Below are 16680 nucleotides of genomic sequence, written 5' to 3' on the forward strand. Positions count from 1 at the left end.
CTCACGATGAGCGGAACTGCGACTCCCCTGCCGGAGTGGACTGAAGGCTACGCACTCCTACGCGACCGCATCGCCTCATTCCCCGGCCCAGATCAGTTGCGCTCGGTTGATCTGAATGGCGACGATCCTGAACTTTTACGTTATTGGCCCAGAAACGACTGGGTTCCAGCCAACGAGTATCGTCGCGTCATCCTGCTCGGGGCCCCGAACCCGGCAGTTGCCTCCTCGCTCAGTTCGGCCGGTTGGCATGAAACCGCAACGCTGAACCTCCTGGCAGCCAAACCGGAGGACGTAGAGCAGGTCGTCAAACTGGCCGAGACATCGACCGCCTTCGAAGCTCCCATGGACAACTACGACGTAGTTGAGGTGGCCGAATTCGATCGCCCGGTAGCGCGCGGACGAATGCATTATGGTTCAACTTTTGGACTCTTGTCCGACCCGGATCTGTACGCACCAACGAACCCGGATTTGGCGCGGCGCGCAGTACTGGCAAATTTTGCCGGAGCCGCTTACAGCCATGATTTGCCATGGATTCTTCTCGTTGCCGCCGCGGAACATTCCGAAGCGATGACAGAAGGCTGGTCCAAAGCCACTAAAATCAGCATTTGGCAGCAAAGCTAAACACCTATTCAATCCGTACTACCTTCAATTGGGACTATGACTACTACAATCAACACCCCAGGCCCAGCCCTGACCTTGACCATTGCCGGTTCGGAAGCCACCGGAGGCGCCGGAGCGCAGGCAGATTTGAAGACCTTCCAAGAGCTAGGCACCTACGGAATTGTTGCCCTGACCTGCATTGTGTCATTCGACCCGAAGGCCTCGTGGAATCACCGTTTCGTGCCGGTAGAGCAGCAGGTCATCGCCGACCAGCTCGAAGCCATCCAAACCTGCTACGAGGGCCAACTAGGCACCGTCAAGCTTGGCATGATGGGATCACCAGCTACGATCAACACCGTTGCCACCGCACTGAAATCCCAGCAGTGGAACAACGTGCTGTTGGATCCGGTGCTGATCTGCAAGGGCCAGGAACCAGGGCACGCGCTGGACACCGACGAAGCGCTGAAATCGAACCTGCTGCCGCTGGCAAGCTTTGTCACCCCAAATCACTTCGAAGCCGAGCAGCTCTCCGGACTGAGCATCAACAGCGAGGATGACCTTGTTGCGGCCGCCAAACAGATCCATGCCATTTCCGGTGCCGCAGTCCTGGCCAAGGGCGGCGTGCGCATTGCCGGCGAAGACGCAATCGATGTCTTCTACGACGGAACCACCCTCGAAGTGCTGCGCGAAAAGAAGATCGGCGAGGTTGCCGTCTCCGGCGCAGGATGCTCGCTCGCTGCAGCGGTGACCGCCGAGCTGGCCAAGGGTGCGACGCCGCTGGAAGCGGCGCGCACCGCCAAGGCTTTTGTTACCGAAGGCATCCGCAACCGCGTCGCCGGAAACACCCCCTTCGATGCGCTCTGGCAGGGCGGCCGACGCTAACAGCACTTGCGTCGTAGTAGGCAAAGGCCACATCTGCGGGTGTGGCCTTTGCTATGATTGGAAAATCGCGGCTCCAGCTTGAGCCTGGAGACCACACTGTCAAGTCGTTGCGTGCTCAGGGCACGCGGTAGGGAGGTCGGCTATGCAAGCCACTTTGATGCCTTCCCCGTTCGTCCCCTCGACGGACGGGTAGCTTCCAAACACCGCTCCAACGCCATAGGCGTTGCAGGCGTTTAATTGTGCTGCTCTGCCTGTTTTCCGTTGCCGATGGGACATGCCCTTTCCCCGCAACTCTCTGCGCGCGCCGTACGCCCGCAGATCTCTTTAAGGACCTGCAATGCAGCCATTGACAGAAAAAACCATTCGCTCCTCCTTCCTCAACGCCAGTCGCAGCGAGACGAAGAAACTGACCTTGCCGGAAAACTTCTCGGCGCTGGACTGGGAAAACCTCGAGTACCTTGGGTGGCGCGATCCCAAGATGCCGCAGCGCGGTTATCTCATCCACAGCAATCCAGCCGGCCAGATTCGGGCGCTGTTGCTGCGCTCGGCCGATGGACTGCGAAAACGCAGTAGTGTCGCCATGTGCGATATCTGCCGGGACGTAAATATCCCTTGCTACGTGAGCATGTTCAGTACCCGCCGGGCAGGGCAACCGGGCCGCGACGGCGATACCTTGGGCACCATGATCTGCGCAAACTTCGAATGCTCGACTAACGTGCGGATTCCCCCGCCAAAGAACCCGATTTATCCCGACCCGATGGTGGTAGTGGCCGAACGGATCAGGTTGCTCGAGGAACGGGTCAACAGCTTCGTCGACCGCGTTTAAGGTCCATTTCCCATAACTGCTTCGCAGCTTCACGGGCGGATGCAACGGGCTCTGCATGAGCACATTGCGTCCGCTCGTTTTGGGCTGGGGCTTCGCCAAGGACTCCGACGGCTACTAATCTCACCCGAGTGATGAAATCCCCTACCCGGGAGTAACACTTGGTTAATAATTTCTAAAAAATAGAGAACCACTAGGCGCTTAGTACGTCGAGTTTCGGTTGGTGATCCGGGGTTTTGGGTGTGAAGCATATGCAAAATGTTTTTAGCTGAAAAATATCACTATTCAATAACCCCTTGATATATGACGTGGGTCACTTAGGATTCCTCAGTAGGAGACTCGACGTTTCAGCGGACGTCGGCCCCGGTCATCACTCAACGCGCACCGACCTGCCGCGAGTGAAACCGTCGCATCTTCACACGGAAGCATCCCGCTTCCTGTTCAGCTAGGAGAATCATGGTCACTCGGCGCAATCCACGATTGCCGCGCCTCATTCTGGGATCAGCCACCGCTTTAGCATTGGCTGTCACGATGACAGGTCCGGCGTCAGCTGCCAACATCCCGCAACCATCTGACGGAGAGAATGCAGCTTCCCTGCCAATAGTTAAAAGCCAAACTCTTGCAGACCTGAAGGTCAGCGGCCAGCTGGCGAAGTCCTCCGGCGAGGTGTCGGTATTCGTCCAGCTCGAAGGAGACAGCGCTTACCAGGAGGTCAAAAAGTCCGGAAAGAAAAAAGACAAGGCAAAGGTCAAATCGGTCCGATCCCAAGTTAAAGCCAAGGGTAAGGAGCTAGCCAAGGAAGCCAAGTCCGAGGTCATCTACACAACGTCCAACGCCTTGCGGGGTGTCGCGCTTACCGGTGACGCCAAAGAGCTACGCGCGCTGGCCGAACGCGGAGATGTCGCAAAAATCAGCGCCATCGTGCCAAAATCTCCAACTAACCGCGGCGCCGTCATCGACACCGAGGCTATCGACGCGTGGACCGCGTTGGACACCACCGGCGAAGGCGTAAAAATCGCCGTGCTGGATACCGGTGTAGATTACACGCACGCCGGCTTTGGCGGCCCCGGAACCATCGAGGCTTATAAGCAGGCACAGGCTTCAGCTGAACTCCCGACGGCGGATTCCGGCCTCATCGATTCAGAGAAGTTCATTGGCGGTTGGGACCTGGTCGGCGATGACTACAACGCCAACCCAGACGCCCCGGACTACCAGCCGATTCCAAATCCCGACCCTAACCCGCTGGACTGCGAAGCCGCAGGACACGGATCCCACGTGGCCGGTTCGGCTGCCGGTTATGGCGTCAACGCGGAAGGTTCCACCTTCACCGGCGATTACGCTTCGCTGACCGCCGATGAGGTAGCCACGATGAAGGTCGGCCCGGGCACCGCCCCGGAGGCGCAACTGATCGGCATTCGCGTCTTCGGTTGCGGCGGATCCTCCGCCGTGGTCGGCCAGGCTCTTGACTACGTGCTTGATCCAAACGGCGACGGCGACTTCGCAGACCGCGCCGATGTGGTCAACATGTCCCTCGGCTCGGATCACTCCCCCGTCGAGGACCCGGAAAATGACATTGTCGATGCGCTCTCCGAGGCTGGAATTCTCTCCGTCATCGCCTCGGGCAATGCCGGGGACGTGACCGATGTCGGCGGTTCGCCGGGCAACTCGCGTTCCTCGCTGACCGTCGCCAACTCCGTTGGCTCGCAGGTCACCCTGGATAAGATCCAGATCGATGCGCCCGAGGGCGTTGCCGGAACCGCCGCCGGCCAGTACTCGGCAAACTTTAATTACACCGCGGCCGATCCGGCCGACTTGAGCGGCGAAGTGGCCATGGCTCCGGCCGATAACGCTTTCGGCTGCTCGGCCTTTGAACCAGGATCGCTGGAAGGCAAGTGGGTTTGGCTGCAGTGGAGCGAGAACGGCGAATTCCCTTGTGGATCCGGCGCACGCTTCAACAACGCCGAAGCCGCCGGTGCCACCGGCGTCCTGTTGGATGCTGAAACCAACCTCTTCGATGCCGGAATCGCCGGCAACGCCACCATCCCCGGCGCCCAGTTCACGCTGGACTACTCCAATAAGCTGCGTCCAGCGGCCGACGCTGGCGAGCTGCAGGTCAGCTTGGATGCTTCGTTTGTGGGTGCCGCTTCGGGCGACTCCGGAGTCAAGGACACCCTGAACTCCTCCTCGTCACGTGGCGTACATGGTTCGAACGGCGTGGTGAAGCCCGATGTTGCGGCCCCCGGCACGCAGATCGGTTCGGTAGGCGTTGGTACCGGCAACGGACCGGCAGTCATGTCCGGCACCTCCATGGCAACCCCAATGGTTGCCGGTGTGGCGGCCCTGGTGATGCAGGATAAGGAGCTCACCGCCGCGCAGGCCAAGAGCACCATCATGAACACCGCGGCAGCCGATGTCCTCGCGGCAAATGGCAAGGCTTATGGTCCAAACCGTGTAGGCTCGGGCCGCGTCATGGCCGAAGCTGCCCTGTCCACCCCGGCCATCGCCTACGATTCCGAGGCCGCGGATCTGACAAGCGTCGTCTTCGGAGTGCTTGAAATCGAAGGCAAGAAAACGTTTACCGATTCACGTTCAATCACCGTGGAGAACACCAGCGACACGACGCAGACCTACAAGGTCGACTACGTGCCAGCTACCGAGATCCCGGGCACCAGCTTCACGCTGGACCGCCAGAGTCTCACCCTGGCTCCGGGAACCTCGCAGAACGTCGAGGTCACCCTGAGCGTGGATCCAGCCACATGGACCAAGACCCTGGATCCGACCATGGACAGCGCCCAGTCGGGTCTGGCCCGCGCATGGGTTTCCGATGCCAGCGGTCGCGTCGAGCTCACCAGCTCGGAGGCTCCAACCTTGCGCGTCCCGGTTCAGGCAGCTCCAAAGCTCTCTGCCGATATGTCCGCTTCGGTCAAGAAGCTGAAGAAGGGTGAGAACACCACCGAGCTGAAGCTCAAGGGCAAGGATGTCCGCGCGGGCGAAGGCGCCACCGAGGTAGTCTCGCTGCTCGGCGCATTTGAATTGGGTGCTTCCAGCGAACGCGGGCCGAAGACCATGGACAGCGTTCCAGGGGCCCGCTCGATGGATCTGCAGCACGTTGGCGCTTCAAGCACCGCACCGGGAACCGGCGTGGCCGATGGCCTGCTCAACGTGGGCATCTCGACCTGGGGGAACTGGGCGCATCTAGCCGGCGGCACCGAATTGGATGTCAATATCGACACCAATGGCGACGGCGAAGCCGACTTCGTGACCTTCACGACCGCGCTCGACGGAATCGACCTTGACCTCGCTGCCACCTTCGATTTGAAGACCGGCGAACAGGTGGATCTGCAGCCGGTCAACGGGGTGCTTGGAGATGTTGACACCAACAGCTTCGACACCAATGTGGCAGTCTTGCCGGTATCGCTTGCGGCGCTCGGCCTGGATGAGGATTCCACCGAAATCTCCTACAGCGTCTCCAGTTTCTCCTGGTACCACACCAATGACCAGGGGGCGATGATCCCGGTGGATCAGACCGACTGGGTCACGTTCGATATTGCCGAACCTCAGGTTGATTTTGGGGCTCAGGGTTCGCTATTCACCGATCTGAACGGCACCAAGCTCCCGGTCACCGTGGCAGAGCCTTCCGTTGCTTCCAAGGCGTTGTTGCTGCACCTGCACAACAGCACCGGCACGCTCGGCGAGAAGAAGAACCAGACCGGAGACCGTGCACAGGTCCTGGAAATCACCAAGGGTGGCAAGAAAGGAAACGGCAAGGGTTAAACCTCACCTGAGCTAAGCGTCTGTGCTTGATCGCGCAGACCTTCAATCTAGACCCGGGCGTTCCCTAGCGAGTAGGGTTTCGCCCGGGTCTTCCCTTGTCGCAAAAGGCTTTGCTGCCCGGAAAATGGGCCGATCATTAACTCTGCAGGCGAAGCTTTTCGGCAAGAATCAAGATTGCTGCCTCGCGGACCTGCCCCGCCAGCTCTTCGTCTTCGCCGGACTGCGTGGCCAGCGTTTCAGCCATGGTCAGCGCCTTGCTTTCATCCACGCACAGTGGCATGGTGCCACCGGCCCGAACAAACTTCACCGCACGCTGGCCTACCGGAACCGCGGAAACCTGTTTGGCGTCGCAGAGGTCATCGGAAATGATGAGCCGCTCGTAGCCCAAGTCCTCCCGCAGCAGACCGGTGACGATCTTCTTCGAGAATGGTGCGTCGTTTGCCTTATCGAGCCGGGTGTATCTGGCGTTCGAAATCATCACCCAGGCCAAGTCTTGGTCTACCGCCGCCGCAAAAGGTTCAAGGTCGGTGCTGTCGTCACCGACTTTTGTGTCGGTCACCTGCGCATGGGTATCCGTATTCAGAGAGACCCTGCCCAGTCCCGGGAAGTGCTTAACCACCGGTTGCACTCCGGCCTCGGCCAGCTCCTCATTAACAATCAGCATGGCGGCCGCGGCATCCCCCGCATTGTTGGCGTATTGCCGCCCGAACTTGCCAATGGGCGCGTTGCCTGTACCCAGGCTTGCCGGTACCACATCTGCAACCGGTGCGAGGTTTACGTTGATTCCAGCGTCGGCTAGCTCTCCGCCCAGCTCGGAGATTTCCGCACCAAGCCTCTTCGCATCCCAAGCACCCTGCTCCAATGCGGTGGGCAGCTCGGAGAAGCCCTGTCCCTGAAGGACCCGGACGAACCCGCCTTCCTGGTCGGTGGCAACCCAGACGGGCAGGTCCGCTGGAACATTTGCGGCCAATGAGTCATGCAGTTCCGCGACGTGGCTGGAAATCTGCGCATGCGAGAGTTGCGAACGGCCACGCAGGAACACATTGGAGATCCCTTGCTGCTTGAGCGCCTGGATCTGCGCGGCAGAAGCACCGTCGGCCGATACGCCAGCCATCACGAGGCTGCCGGCCTGCTCGACAAGGCTCATCTCATCGGCGAGCGCTTCGGCCTTCTCGCGCAGTTCTGCCTGTGGATCTGCTGCTGTCGGACTCGGCGCGGGTGCTGCAGAGCCCGGCGTTTGGGTATTCGGATTGCTTGATTGACCGGGCTCGGGCCGGTCGGCGGTGCCAGTGGGGGCCGTGCACCCGCTGAGCAACAGGGTGCCGAGCAGGCCCAGTCCCAAAGTTCGACGAAGCGCAGTATTCATATTCGACATTCTGCCACCGAAAACCTCACGCTTGCACGATGAGCAGCTCGTCCCAGTCGGTGGTGTAGCGCTGTGACATATGTTCGCGCTTCATCGACCATTCGGGATCCTTGGCAATACCGGCCCGTCCTAAACCGATGGCCTTGGCCCCGAAGCGCTGGGATACCTGCTGCACTACGTCGCTCACGTTGATCTTCTCGGACTCCTGCGCACTGTGCGAATCGAGCAGTCCCAAATCGAGTTCTTCCGCCCCCGGGTGGTCGCTGAGCCCCGAGAGGATGACTCCCCCACGCACATAGTCGACCCCGGGTGCCATCAGCTCACTCATCGCACCGACCGCGATTCGGGTCAGCGTGATCGGGTCTCTGGTGGGCCGGGCCAACCGTACCTGAGCGGTGGGAAATGAGGCCGCCGAGTTCGCAAATCTGCTGGTTCCGGCGGTGACTGTCAGCAGGCTGGCATAGCGTCCTTCGCGTGCCAAGCGGCTTGCCGCTTTCTGCGCGTAGATCGACATGACATCCGCCATCGCTTCGCGCGTGCGAACCGGTGTGGAGAAGGAACGAGTGAACATCACCTGGCCCTTGTCCGATCGCTCTTCGATCGGCCCGATACAGCGCTGCCCGTTCAGTTCCAGCACGGTGCGTTGGAGCACCACCGAAAACTTCTTGCGAATCACTTGCGGATCAGCGGCGCGCAGCTGGGCGATGCTTTGGATTCCCATGCCGGTCAACTTCTCGCCGGATTTCTTCCCCACACCCCAGACGTCGGTCGCGGGAACCTGCGACATGATCTTGTCCACTTGGCCCGGTTCCATCAGCCCTTCGATGCACAACCCGCGCATATGTGGATTGTGCTTGGCAATATGGTTTGCGAATTTTGCAAGTGTCTTCGTTGCAGCGACGCCGACGCACACCGGCACGCCGATCGACTGGTCGATTGCCGCACGGATCTGCGCGGCGGTGCTCCGCACCTGTTCAAGGGTTCCATTCAATCCGACAAATGACTCGTCGATGGAATACACCTCATGCCAGGTGCCGAAGCGGCCAAGCAGTTCCATGACGCGAGCAGACATGTCGCCGTAAAGTTCATAGTTGCTAGAGCGAACCGCGAGGTTATGGCTTTGCATATAGCGACGCACTTTGAAGAACGGTTCACCGGTGGCTATCCCCAGGCCTTTGGCCTCTTGCGACCGAGCTACCACGCACCCGTCATTGTTTGATAGGACGACCACCGGTCGGTTCCGCAGCGAGTGGTCGAAGGCGCGCTCGCACGAGACATAGAAGTTGTTCACGTCCACCAGCGCCACGTGGTCACTCTGCTCAGAAGCTCCCGGCTCAGCGGACATGGTGCAGGCACCTAGTGATCACGCCAAAGACTTCAACTTCATCGCCCTCCGTGAGCACTACCGGTAGCGGCGACTCGTCGCTGAGCAAGCTAACATGCGCTCCGTCAACTTGCCAGCGCCGCACCAGCATCTGCCCATTCAGGCTCACCACAACCACCGATCCGTGTTTCACGCTCAGCGAGCGGTCCACGATAATTTCGTCGCCGTCGTAGATTCCGGCCGAATGCATCGAGTGGCCAGCTACCCGCATGATGAAGGTGGCAACCCGGTCATGGACGAGCAACCTGTTCAGGTCGAGCCCGCCGTCAAAATAATCTCGCGCAGGCGAGGGGAAGCCCATGGCGGAGACCGCCTGCACCGGACCTTGGGTTTCCCCCGGGGGCATCACCGAGTCAGCATCGCTCACCTAGACACCACCCTTAGCTAGAACAAACTTTCGAATACTAAGAATTGTACAGCGCTTGCCGACCCCTAGTTACCCGGCTCAGGAAAGCAGACTGGCGGGCTCCGCTTTGCTGGCTTGCCGCGTGCTTACCAAGGAAATAGCAAGACACAAGAGTTGCACCAGCACGGGCACCGCGGGAAGTATGTAGCACCAAACTGGCAATTCCCCATCCGGGAAATATCCAGCGAACGCCACGATCTTCTTGGCCCCAATCGACAACACGACGTAGCACAGCACCATGGAAATCAGCATCGTGCGACGCAGCACCGGGGCGAAGCGCAGGGCCAAGACGGTCCAGGCGAACGTCATCACCGGCAACCACACCCAGTGGTGGGACCAGCTCACCGGAGAGACGAGCAACGGACAGGCCGACGCCACACCGAGCAGGACCACCCGATCCACCTTCTCATGCAACTTCCAGAGCAAAATGACGAAGGAAAGGCCCACACCCAGGGCCAGCACGAGCCATACCAAGGACGGAGCATTGAGTCGCTCAAGCATTCCCTGAAGCGAGACATTGTCGATGTAGCCCACATTGCCCACACGCGATGGATCCTGCACCACGTCTAGCCAGTAGTCCAAGGTGTTCTGCGTTTGAAAAAGCAAGCCAACAACCTGGGTACCAATAAATGTTGCTACCCCGACCAGCACCGCACGCCACTTGCGCATTGCGAAAGGCAGAATCAGTAGTGCAATAGGGGTGAGCTTAATGCCGGCGCAGATACCCACCGCAATCACGAACGGCATCAATGACTTGTAGCGCACGAAGGTCAGATAACAGGCGCCAAGTATCAAGATGTTGATCTGGCCAAACCACACCGTGTCCCGGAAGGGAGCGGACATCAGCATCAGGCACGTCAATGTTAATGGCGTGATAACAGGAGCCAAGGTCGGCCATTTCTGCACAACCCGGGCAGAGAGATCTTTTGCGACAAGGTAGGTCAGAATGATCGAGGCGGCCATGGTGAGCGAGACCGAAACCCAGTAAGGGAAAAACGCCATGGGCAGAAACAAAATAGCCGCAAATGTGGGGTAGGTAAATGGCAAACCCGGCGCATTCGCTGGACCGACGAATGGACCGTAGAGAGCTTCGGGCTCACGCAACAGCGTCAGTGCGCCTTCACGATACACCGACAGATCCCAACCGGTTGGTTCGATAGCCACGAGAACACTAATCAAAGCCGCGACCAGCAGAATCTCAAGGATTGCAGTGCCTGGATGTACCTTACGAAAAATTGAAGACCGAATCTTCTTGCACCCTTCTATGGTGATCAATATGGGTCAATCCAACGCGAATGCCCCTGCGACCCGCACTCCGCCGTCAACAAGACCGCGACCCAAGGCACACAACCAGTCTATTTTATCGATTTATCCGCAACCGCGGACCACGCGCCTCTTCATCAAGCACATAACTCGCCTTGCAAGCCCTAGGGTTAGTAGCAGGGCTCCACTAATGGTGCCATCCGACCAACAGAAGAGGCGCCGAATGAAGATACTGTTGATCAGCTGCGGAGATGTCGCCACCGAAGCAGGCTTACGCTTCCTGGCCGCGGGCCATCAGGTCACCGCATGGCGCCGAAACGGCGGCAAACTTCCGCCCTCTTTCACCGGACACAGCGTAGACCTTCTCGAACCAGAAGCCTGGCCGAAGATAGATCCGGAAACCGACATCGTACTTTTGACTCCGGTTCCCGCCACCCGAGATGTCGACGGATACGACCGGGGCTATCTGCGAGTAGCGCGTCGCCTCGTCGAGACACTGGTCACCTCATGCCCCGGCCTGCAACGACTTATCTACGTCTCTTCTTCCGCGGTCACCGGCGGTACGGAAGGCCAATGGGCCAACGAATCATCACCGCTAGCCCCGACTCGCCCCACATCGCAGATCTTGGCCGAAACCGAGCTATTGCTGGCCGATAGTGGTCTGCCGCTAACGATTCTCCGAGCTTCAGGAATCTATGGACCGGGACGCACGCGACTGATCGATCTGGTGCGCAACGGGACCGCACGACTTCCGCGAACCTCTCATTGGACCAACAGAATCCACCGCGATGATCTTGCCGCGGCGATCGTCCACGTTGCCGCACTCGGAAATAGAGCCGAGAGCCTCTATATAGCCACCGACAGCGAACCGGCTCAGCTTGCTGACGTATACCGCTTCCTCGCCGAAGAGCTCGAAGAAAAATCTCCCGAGATCGAAGCAGAAAGCCACGCTTCTCGTCGGTCCGCGGACCGCAGGCTGAACAACGCCCGTTTGCTCGCTTCTGGATTCATCCCCCGATTCCCTAGCTACCGCGAAGGCTACAAATCAATTCTTGCCGGCGACTCCACTCGCCACGAGTAGGTAACGCTAGATGTTTAATTCTCAAGCCACCTATCCTTTTGTGGATTTCGGCTGAAAGAATGAAGGAATGACATCCAGATGGACTACTCGAATCGGTTGGGAACAGCTGCCTGGTCATGTACGCGGCGCAGTCAACGAAATACTCGACTCCCCAGTAGTCGAAGCAACCGGCCAACAAGGTGGCTTCTCCCCAGGAACAGCTGATCGAACACTCACCGCCAACGGGCGCAGAGCATTCGTCAAGGCAGTCGGAGAGCCTCTGAATAAAGAATCTCCACGCATCCACCGGGCTGAGGCAAAGATCGCCGCATCGTTGCCCGATACCTTACCGGTGCCAAAGCTCATTGGTTCCTACGATGCCAACAGCTGGGTAGCGCTGGTGTTTGAAGACATCGCTGGCAGCCATCCGCAAACTCCATGGGTTGCTACCGAGCTCACCGTCGTGCTGAATTCGCTGCAGAAACTCAGCGACCTTGAAGTTCCCGACTCCTTGTCTCAGCTACCAAAACTCCACACGGAGCTTGCATCTGATTTCTCCGGCTGGGAACGGATTCATGATGACCCACCCCGCACTTTGGATCCATGGGCCAGGGAAAACCTTCAGCGACTTCGGGATCTCGCTCGCATCGGGCTTACGCACCTCGAAGGGCAAACGTTGGTTCACTCGGATATTCGTTCAGACAATATCTTGCTAACCGACGAACACATCGCAATCCTCGTGGATTGGCCTTGGGCTTGTCTTGGCGCCCCTTGGTTCGACGCTTTATCAGTGCTGCTCAATGTGCGCGTGCACAATAGCGAATTCGACGTGGACACGATAATCCAGAACCACCAGATATTCGCAACCATGACCCCCGAATGCGTTGATGGATTTTTGGCTGGCATGGCCGCATATTTCATCGATAGTGCGCGACTCCCCGCGCCGGCACGCCTTCCTACCCTGCGCGCATTTCAACAAGACCAGGGCGATGCCGCCATTTCTTGGCTTCGCGACCGGCTGTCCGCCACCAGCTAGTCAGCAGTCAGCAGTCAGCAGTCAGCTAGTTGAGCACTTTCGATGTCCATGCTGTGCGACTACCGGCGTCAAAAGTATTCAGCGCCCGCTCAGTTGCGAGCGAGTGGCAGATCACCGCCTCAAGCACTGGACGCATCGCCGAGACTTCGATCGTGTCAATCAGCTCGGTTGCGAATCGGCGAGATCCACAAACTTTCAGCTCGCGTAAACGCCGGCCGGACAAGCTCACCAGAGCCGAGCCACGTTGCAGGTCATCCAGCGGAGTTATAGTTCCCTCTCAGCGCACGGTGTGCCATACACCCTGGGGATCCGATATAGCTCCGGAGGCCTCGACCCCAAGCTCAATGCCCACATTTACTGCCGCCTGCCTGGCACAACGCCCTTGGCCGTGTCGGCCGACGCACCGGCTGCTACTGATACGGCTCGAAGCTGCAGGTCCGCAATTGAGACATGCGCTCACAATTGCAGGGCTCACATGAATTGACTACCGGGCCGGTGCTTTTGCACCTATGCGCCCTGGTTTAGAACCCCTTGCGCAACGGGTTGAAGTGACGTGCCAAGCTAGGCACCGTCTGGCCGGTAATCTGCGCGGCAAGAATTTTGCCGGTCAACGGGCCAAGGGCGACGCCCCACATGCCATGACCGCCTCCGACCGAGATACGCGAAGATTCGGTTTGGCCGACCAGAGGTAGCCCGTCCGCGGTGCATGGGCGTCCGCCCACCCACTCTTCCTTGCGATTCTCCCAATTGATTCCCTGGTACACCGGTGCGGCAGCGGCGACGATGGCCTCGATGCGCTTCGGCTCGAGTTTGTGGTTCACGTCCCGGAATTCCATGGTCCCGGCAATGCGGAAGCGATCTCCCAGGGGGGTGCAGGCCACGCGCTGGGCCGGGAAATAAATTGGGTGAGTTGGCATGTCTTCAGGCTCTACGGTGAAGGAATAACCGCGTCCCGCCTGAACCACCACGTTGACGCCAAACTTCTTGGCCAGATCTGTCATCCACGCGCCAGTGGCCATTACTACGTGATCCGCGGTGATCGCACGCCCCTCCGAACCAACCACGGTGACCGATGCACCGTTATCGCGCACGTCGGTGACGTTGAAGGAACCGATGATGTCGCCACCACGGGCGATCACGGATTCTGCCAGCGAATCCATGAACTTAGGCGGGTTAATATAACGCTGGTTCTTGATGGCAATACCAGCCGCGACGCTGTTGGACAGTGTCGGTTCGATGGTGCGCAGTTCGTCACCGCTCAACAGGTCGAATTCGACCTTGCCGCCGGTCTTGTGGATCATCTCAAATTCGTGCAGCAACCCTTCCCGGTCTTTAACGGACGTGAATCCGGCGAGGAATGGATCTGCGGGCTTGGTCTTTTCGGCTACGCCCGCTCCGGCCGTGGTGGCCTCTGCGATCTCGTCAAAGGAGTCCAGGCCGTTGGTGCCGATCTCGGAGAAGACGCGCATGGCCTGCTCCCACTTCTTGGGAGTGGAATGCCAAGTGAAACCGAGCAGGAAGCGCAAGAGCTTTGCGTCGGCCTTCAGCGGGATGTACAGCGGAGAAGCCGGGTCGAACATCATTTTCAGGCCACTGGAGAAGATCGACGGTTCGGCGATCGGCAAGGTCAGTGCTGGGGTCAGCCATCCAGCGTTACCCCACGAAGACCCGGACGCTACACCGCCACGATCAACCACGGTTACTTTGACGCCAGCCTCTTGCAGGTACCAAGCCGTCGACAGTCCAACGAATCCGGCGCCAACAATAACAACATGATCCGGTGCTGGTGTTACCGCCATGGGCTACTCTCCTAGAACGACTTTTGAGGCCCGCATGCGGAGCCATATACCTTCACTCTCGCGCGAACAGAAAGGAAAATCAACGGGCACTGAGGATTCAACGGTGACCGCAACCACACAACTAAGTGATCTGCATTTTCTGCGGCAAGTCCACCTGCTTCCCGTATAAAATACGTAGCTTTTAGGCTATCCCTGCGGTATCCCCCAGAGGTGGTTCTCCCAAGGATCGTCCGGCCTCGCCGGGCGGAGCGCCCTGCGTAGACTGGAAGTAACGACCTTTTCCCGCATAGCGAAGGAACAGCAGTAGATCATGGCATCACGTAAGCCCCCCAAGAAGAAGGCCTCCACAGGTCACCCAGCTCGACGTCCGGGAGGGAGCAGTGCCCCCTTCGAATCCGAGGTTCGCCAGGCTCTGCAGCCCTTCAAGTCGCAGCTGTTCCGCCACTTCCAAGAAGAAGACCAGCCGGCCAGCGAAACTCGCGCCGGCCTGGAGGGTTTGACTACCCTGCTGATCGCGCACGCGCAGTTGCGCAATAAAGTCGACGTGACCACACTGGACCCCACCGTTCTCGGTGAACAGCTAGGCCACCTTTCCTCACTGGGCAAAGAGGTCTCCGAAGCGAGCGCGGCGATCTTCAAGCATTACCTGACCTTCTTGGGCACCACTGCGAACTTCGGCGGTAGCGTCGAGGAATTCAAGGAGACCTTTGAATTCCTCTCCCGCATGGCCGGTGATTCGCCGATCGTGGTCCCCTTTATGGATGACGAAGAAGCTAACGCAGTCCTGGAGGCGATGCCATTCGTTTTCGCGGCACGTGAGCTGATCGAGTGGGTTGGAGACGGCAAGCCAAGCGACCCCTCCGGAATGATCAGCGGACAGACGCTCCAGGAAGCCGCCGGCGCGCTGGGACTCTTGGTCTCCGTCGATGAACCCGCCGCCCAAGGCACCAATGCCTGGGAACCCGAAGACGGCACAGTTGTTTCGGATCTTGCCTCCATCCCCCGACTCGCGGCCTACTGGGATGCCTTGATCGGCACCGCGATGCTTCGCTACAGCGCGCCGAATGCGGTCCCTACCGAATCACTGCGAGAGGCCCTGCTAGCCTCCAGCGGACCGGGTGCTCGTCTGGTCAAGGAACTCATCGCAGAGATCATCTATTCGCATGTGCTGATCACCACCTTGCAAATTCCCGGACAGGCACAGGTTGCCGAGATGGTTGCTGGGCTATTGACCCATGCGGCCTCCTCGAAGCCACCACGCACAGAATTCGCTCTGCAGATCCCTTCCGAAGACGATCTGCCTGTTGAGCAGCATCACCTCATCACGAGCCTCGAAGAGTCCGTCCCACGGGTTGAAGCGATCTTGCGGACCTTTGAACGCGAAGGAATGCTGAAACTTGAGGAAGAAATCACCGTCCCGGTGATCCTGCGCGCGGCATTGGAACGTGCGCTATCCAAGGTGTCGGATCACCTGCTGGAGAACGACCCTGTCGGCATGACTGAGTAACTGGGCCAAAACACCGGAGGGGTGAGAAACGCGATGCGTTTCTCACCCCTCCGGTGTCTAAGCACTGCGAAGCCTAGATGCTGCCCGTAGCGAATTCGGCCGCGTGGCGTGGAATGCGTCCGAACCACGCATCCGCGCCAGGCTTTCCCACGTTCACTACAAAGAATGACTCGTTTCGACCATCGGTGTTTACGATTGCGTCAACGGCAGAGTTGTCGAACCCGGCCATTGGGCCTGCTGCAAAGCCGACGGCCTGAACTGCCGTGATGAAATACCCGGCCTGCAATCATGCACTATGGTTGCCCACTGCTACGCGCATGCCCTGATCACCAAGCATCGCCTTGCATTCCGGGGCGTGAGGGAAGAAAGACGCGAACCCTTCGTGCCACTCGGTTTCGACAGGAAGGATCGCAAAGACCGGCGCATTCAGTGCCTTTTGCTTATTGGTTCCCGCCATAGTCTCAGAGATCTCTTGGCGAGCGTCCGCACTCTTCACCTAGGGGATGCGCATCGGCTGGTTATCCATGAGCGTTGGCCCCATTTTCATGGTCTCGTAGGTAGCTTCAAGCACTTCATCCGAAACCGGTTCATCGCTGAAGGTGTTTGCGTTGCAGGCTTCGAAAAACAGTTGATCCGCCGCTTCCGACCCAATGCTCAGCGATTCGCGGGGCTGGTTTTCAGCCTGAACCAACATGTGATGCCCACTCTCGAATGACAATAGGATTCAAGAGGCTTAGCAAGAAAGCTCGATGGGGTCATCCCGAAATCGGGGAGTGGTTT

Annotated in this window: 13 protein-coding genes; 7 read left to right on the forward strand and 6 right to left on the reverse strand. The window is 59.0% G+C overall.

All coding sequences use genetic code 11. From position 1 onward, the window contains the following. Positions 1-6: 6 nt before the first annotated feature. The 4 genes from CQ019_RS11305 (at position 7) to CQ019_RS11320 (ending at position 6079) form a co-directional block, all read left to right on the forward strand. Positions 7-621, forward strand: coding sequence for a hypothetical protein (locus CQ019_RS11305; RefSeq protein ID WP_105569724.1), 615 nt, complete (start codon positions 7-9; stop codon positions 619-621). A 36-nt stretch (positions 622-657) separates the two neighbouring features. Further along, positions 658-1482 carry a hydroxymethylpyrimidine/phosphomethylpyrimidine kinase gene (locus CQ019_RS11310; protein ID WP_105553472.1) on the forward strand — a complete coding sequence of 275 codons (825 nt, stop codon included), beginning with the start codon at positions 658-660 and terminating at the stop codon, positions 1480-1482. Positions 1483-1819: 337 nt separating this feature from the next. After that, the gene (locus CQ019_RS11315) at positions 1820-2308 is read left to right on the forward strand and encodes an FBP domain-containing protein (RefSeq protein WP_105553473.1); all 489 of its coding nucleotides are present in this window, start codon (positions 1820-1822) and stop codon (positions 2306-2308) included. Between the two features lie 528 nt (positions 2309-2836). Then, positions 2837-6079, forward strand: a complete 3243-nt coding sequence (locus CQ019_RS11320) for a S8 family serine peptidase (RefSeq protein ID WP_258133990.1) — start codon at positions 2837-2839, stop codon at positions 6077-6079. Between the two features lie 136 nt (positions 6080-6215). Here the strand turns inward: CQ019_RS11320 and CQ019_RS11325 are convergent, their stop codons facing one another. The 4 genes from CQ019_RS11325 to CQ019_RS11340 form a co-directional block, all read right to left on the reverse strand. Beyond that, positions 6216-7445, reverse strand: coding sequence for a glycoside hydrolase family 3 protein (locus CQ019_RS11325; RefSeq protein WP_181148436.1), 1230 nt, complete (start codon positions 7443-7445; stop codon positions 6216-6218). A gap of 25 nt (positions 7446-7470) precedes the next feature. After that, entirely contained in the window at positions 7471-8790 is a 1320-nt protein-coding gene (locus tag CQ019_RS11330) for a Y-family DNA polymerase (protein WP_105569726.1), read from the reverse strand. Continuing rightward, positions 8780-9196: a LexA family transcriptional regulator gene (locus CQ019_RS11335; protein WP_105569727.1), complete on the reverse strand. Its 417-nt coding sequence runs from the start codon at positions 9194-9196 to the stop codon at positions 8780-8782. Before CQ019_RS11335 ends, CQ019_RS11330 begins: the two co-directional genes overlap by 11 nt. Before the next feature lie 78 nt (positions 9197-9274). Continuing rightward, positions 9275-10510, reverse strand: a complete 1236-nt coding sequence (locus CQ019_RS11340) for a glycosyltransferase 87 family protein (protein ID WP_105569728.1) — start codon at positions 10508-10510, stop codon at positions 9275-9277. Positions 10511-10721: 211 nt separating this feature from the next. Between CQ019_RS11340 and CQ019_RS11345 the strand changes: the two genes are divergently transcribed. After that, on the forward strand, positions 10722-11579 hold the full coding sequence (locus tag CQ019_RS11345) for an NAD(P)H-binding protein (protein ID WP_105569729.1): 858 nt from the start codon (positions 10722-10724) through the stop codon (positions 11577-11579). Positions 11580-11646: 67 nt separating this feature from the next. Beyond that, positions 11647-12594, forward strand: coding sequence for a phosphotransferase (locus tag CQ019_RS11350; RefSeq protein WP_105569730.1), 948 nt, complete (start codon positions 11647-11649; stop codon positions 12592-12594). 521 nt (positions 12595-13115) lie between these two features. On the opposite strand, the gene CQ019_RS11355 is transcribed toward CQ019_RS11350, so the two are convergent. Continuing rightward, the gene (locus CQ019_RS11355; RefSeq protein ID WP_096285538.1) at positions 13116-14393 is read right to left on the reverse strand and encodes an FAD-binding oxidoreductase; all 1278 of its coding nucleotides are present in this window, start codon (positions 14391-14393) and stop codon (positions 13116-13118) included. A 310-nt stretch (positions 14394-14703) separates the two neighbouring features. On the opposite strand from CQ019_RS11355, the gene CQ019_RS11360 reads away from it, so the two are divergent. After that, complete coding sequence (locus tag CQ019_RS11360) at positions 14704-15900, forward strand: hypothetical protein (RefSeq protein ID WP_105553479.1); 1197 nt, start codon at positions 14704-14706, stop codon at positions 15898-15900. 496 nt (positions 15901-16396) lie between these two features. On the opposite strand, the gene CQ019_RS18750 is transcribed toward CQ019_RS11360, so the two are convergent. Further along, positions 16397-16594, reverse strand: a complete 198-nt coding sequence (locus CQ019_RS18750; protein WP_258133566.1) for a hypothetical protein — start codon at positions 16592-16594, stop codon at positions 16397-16399. Positions 16595-16680: the final 86 nt, after the last annotated feature.

Origin of the sequence: Arthrobacter sp. MYb229 (genome assembly GCF_002975405.1) — a bacterium.
Classification (GTDB): Bacteria; Actinomycetota; Actinomycetes; order Actinomycetales; family Micrococcaceae; genus Glutamicibacter.

Bases quoted from the DNA above. Each gene is read 5' to 3' on its own strand.
- CQ019_RS11305 (WP_105569724.1), top strand. From the start codon at position 7: ATGAGCGGAACTGCGACTCCCCTGCCGGAGTGGACTGAAGGCTACGCA.
- CQ019_RS11310 (WP_105553472.1), top strand. From the start codon at position 658: ATGACTACTACAATCAACACCCCAGGCCCAGCCCTGACCTTGACCATT.
- CQ019_RS11315 (WP_105553473.1), top strand. From the start codon at position 1,820: ATGCAGCCATTGACAGAAAAAACCATTCGCTCCTCCTTCCTCAACGCC.
- CQ019_RS11320 (WP_258133990.1), top strand. From the start codon at position 2,837: ATGACAGGTCCGGCGTCAGCTGCCAACATCCCGCAACCATCTGACGGA.
- CQ019_RS11325 (WP_181148436.1), bottom strand. From the start codon at position 7,445: ATGAATACTGCGCTTCGTCGAACTTTGGGACTGGGCCTGCTCGGCACC.
- CQ019_RS11330 (WP_105569726.1), bottom strand. From the start codon at position 8,790: ATGTCCGCTGAGCCGGGAGCTTCTGAGCAGAGTGACCACGTGGCGCTG.
- CQ019_RS11345 (WP_105569729.1), top strand. From the start codon at position 10,722: ATGAAGATACTGTTGATCAGCTGCGGAGATGTCGCCACCGAAGCAGGC.
- CQ019_RS11350 (WP_105569730.1), top strand. From the start codon at position 11,647: ATGACATCCAGATGGACTACTCGAATCGGTTGGGAACAGCTGCCTGGT.
- CQ019_RS11355 (WP_096285538.1), bottom strand. From the start codon at position 14,393: ATGGCGGTAACACCAGCACCGGATCATGTTGTTATTGTTGGCGCCGGA.
- CQ019_RS11360 (WP_105553479.1), top strand. From the start codon at position 14,704: ATGGCATCACGTAAGCCCCCCAAGAAGAAGGCCTCCACAGGTCACCCA.
- CQ019_RS18750 (WP_258133566.1), bottom strand. From the start codon at position 16,594: ATGTTGGTTCAGGCTGAAAACCAGCCCCGCGAATCGCTGAGCATTGGG.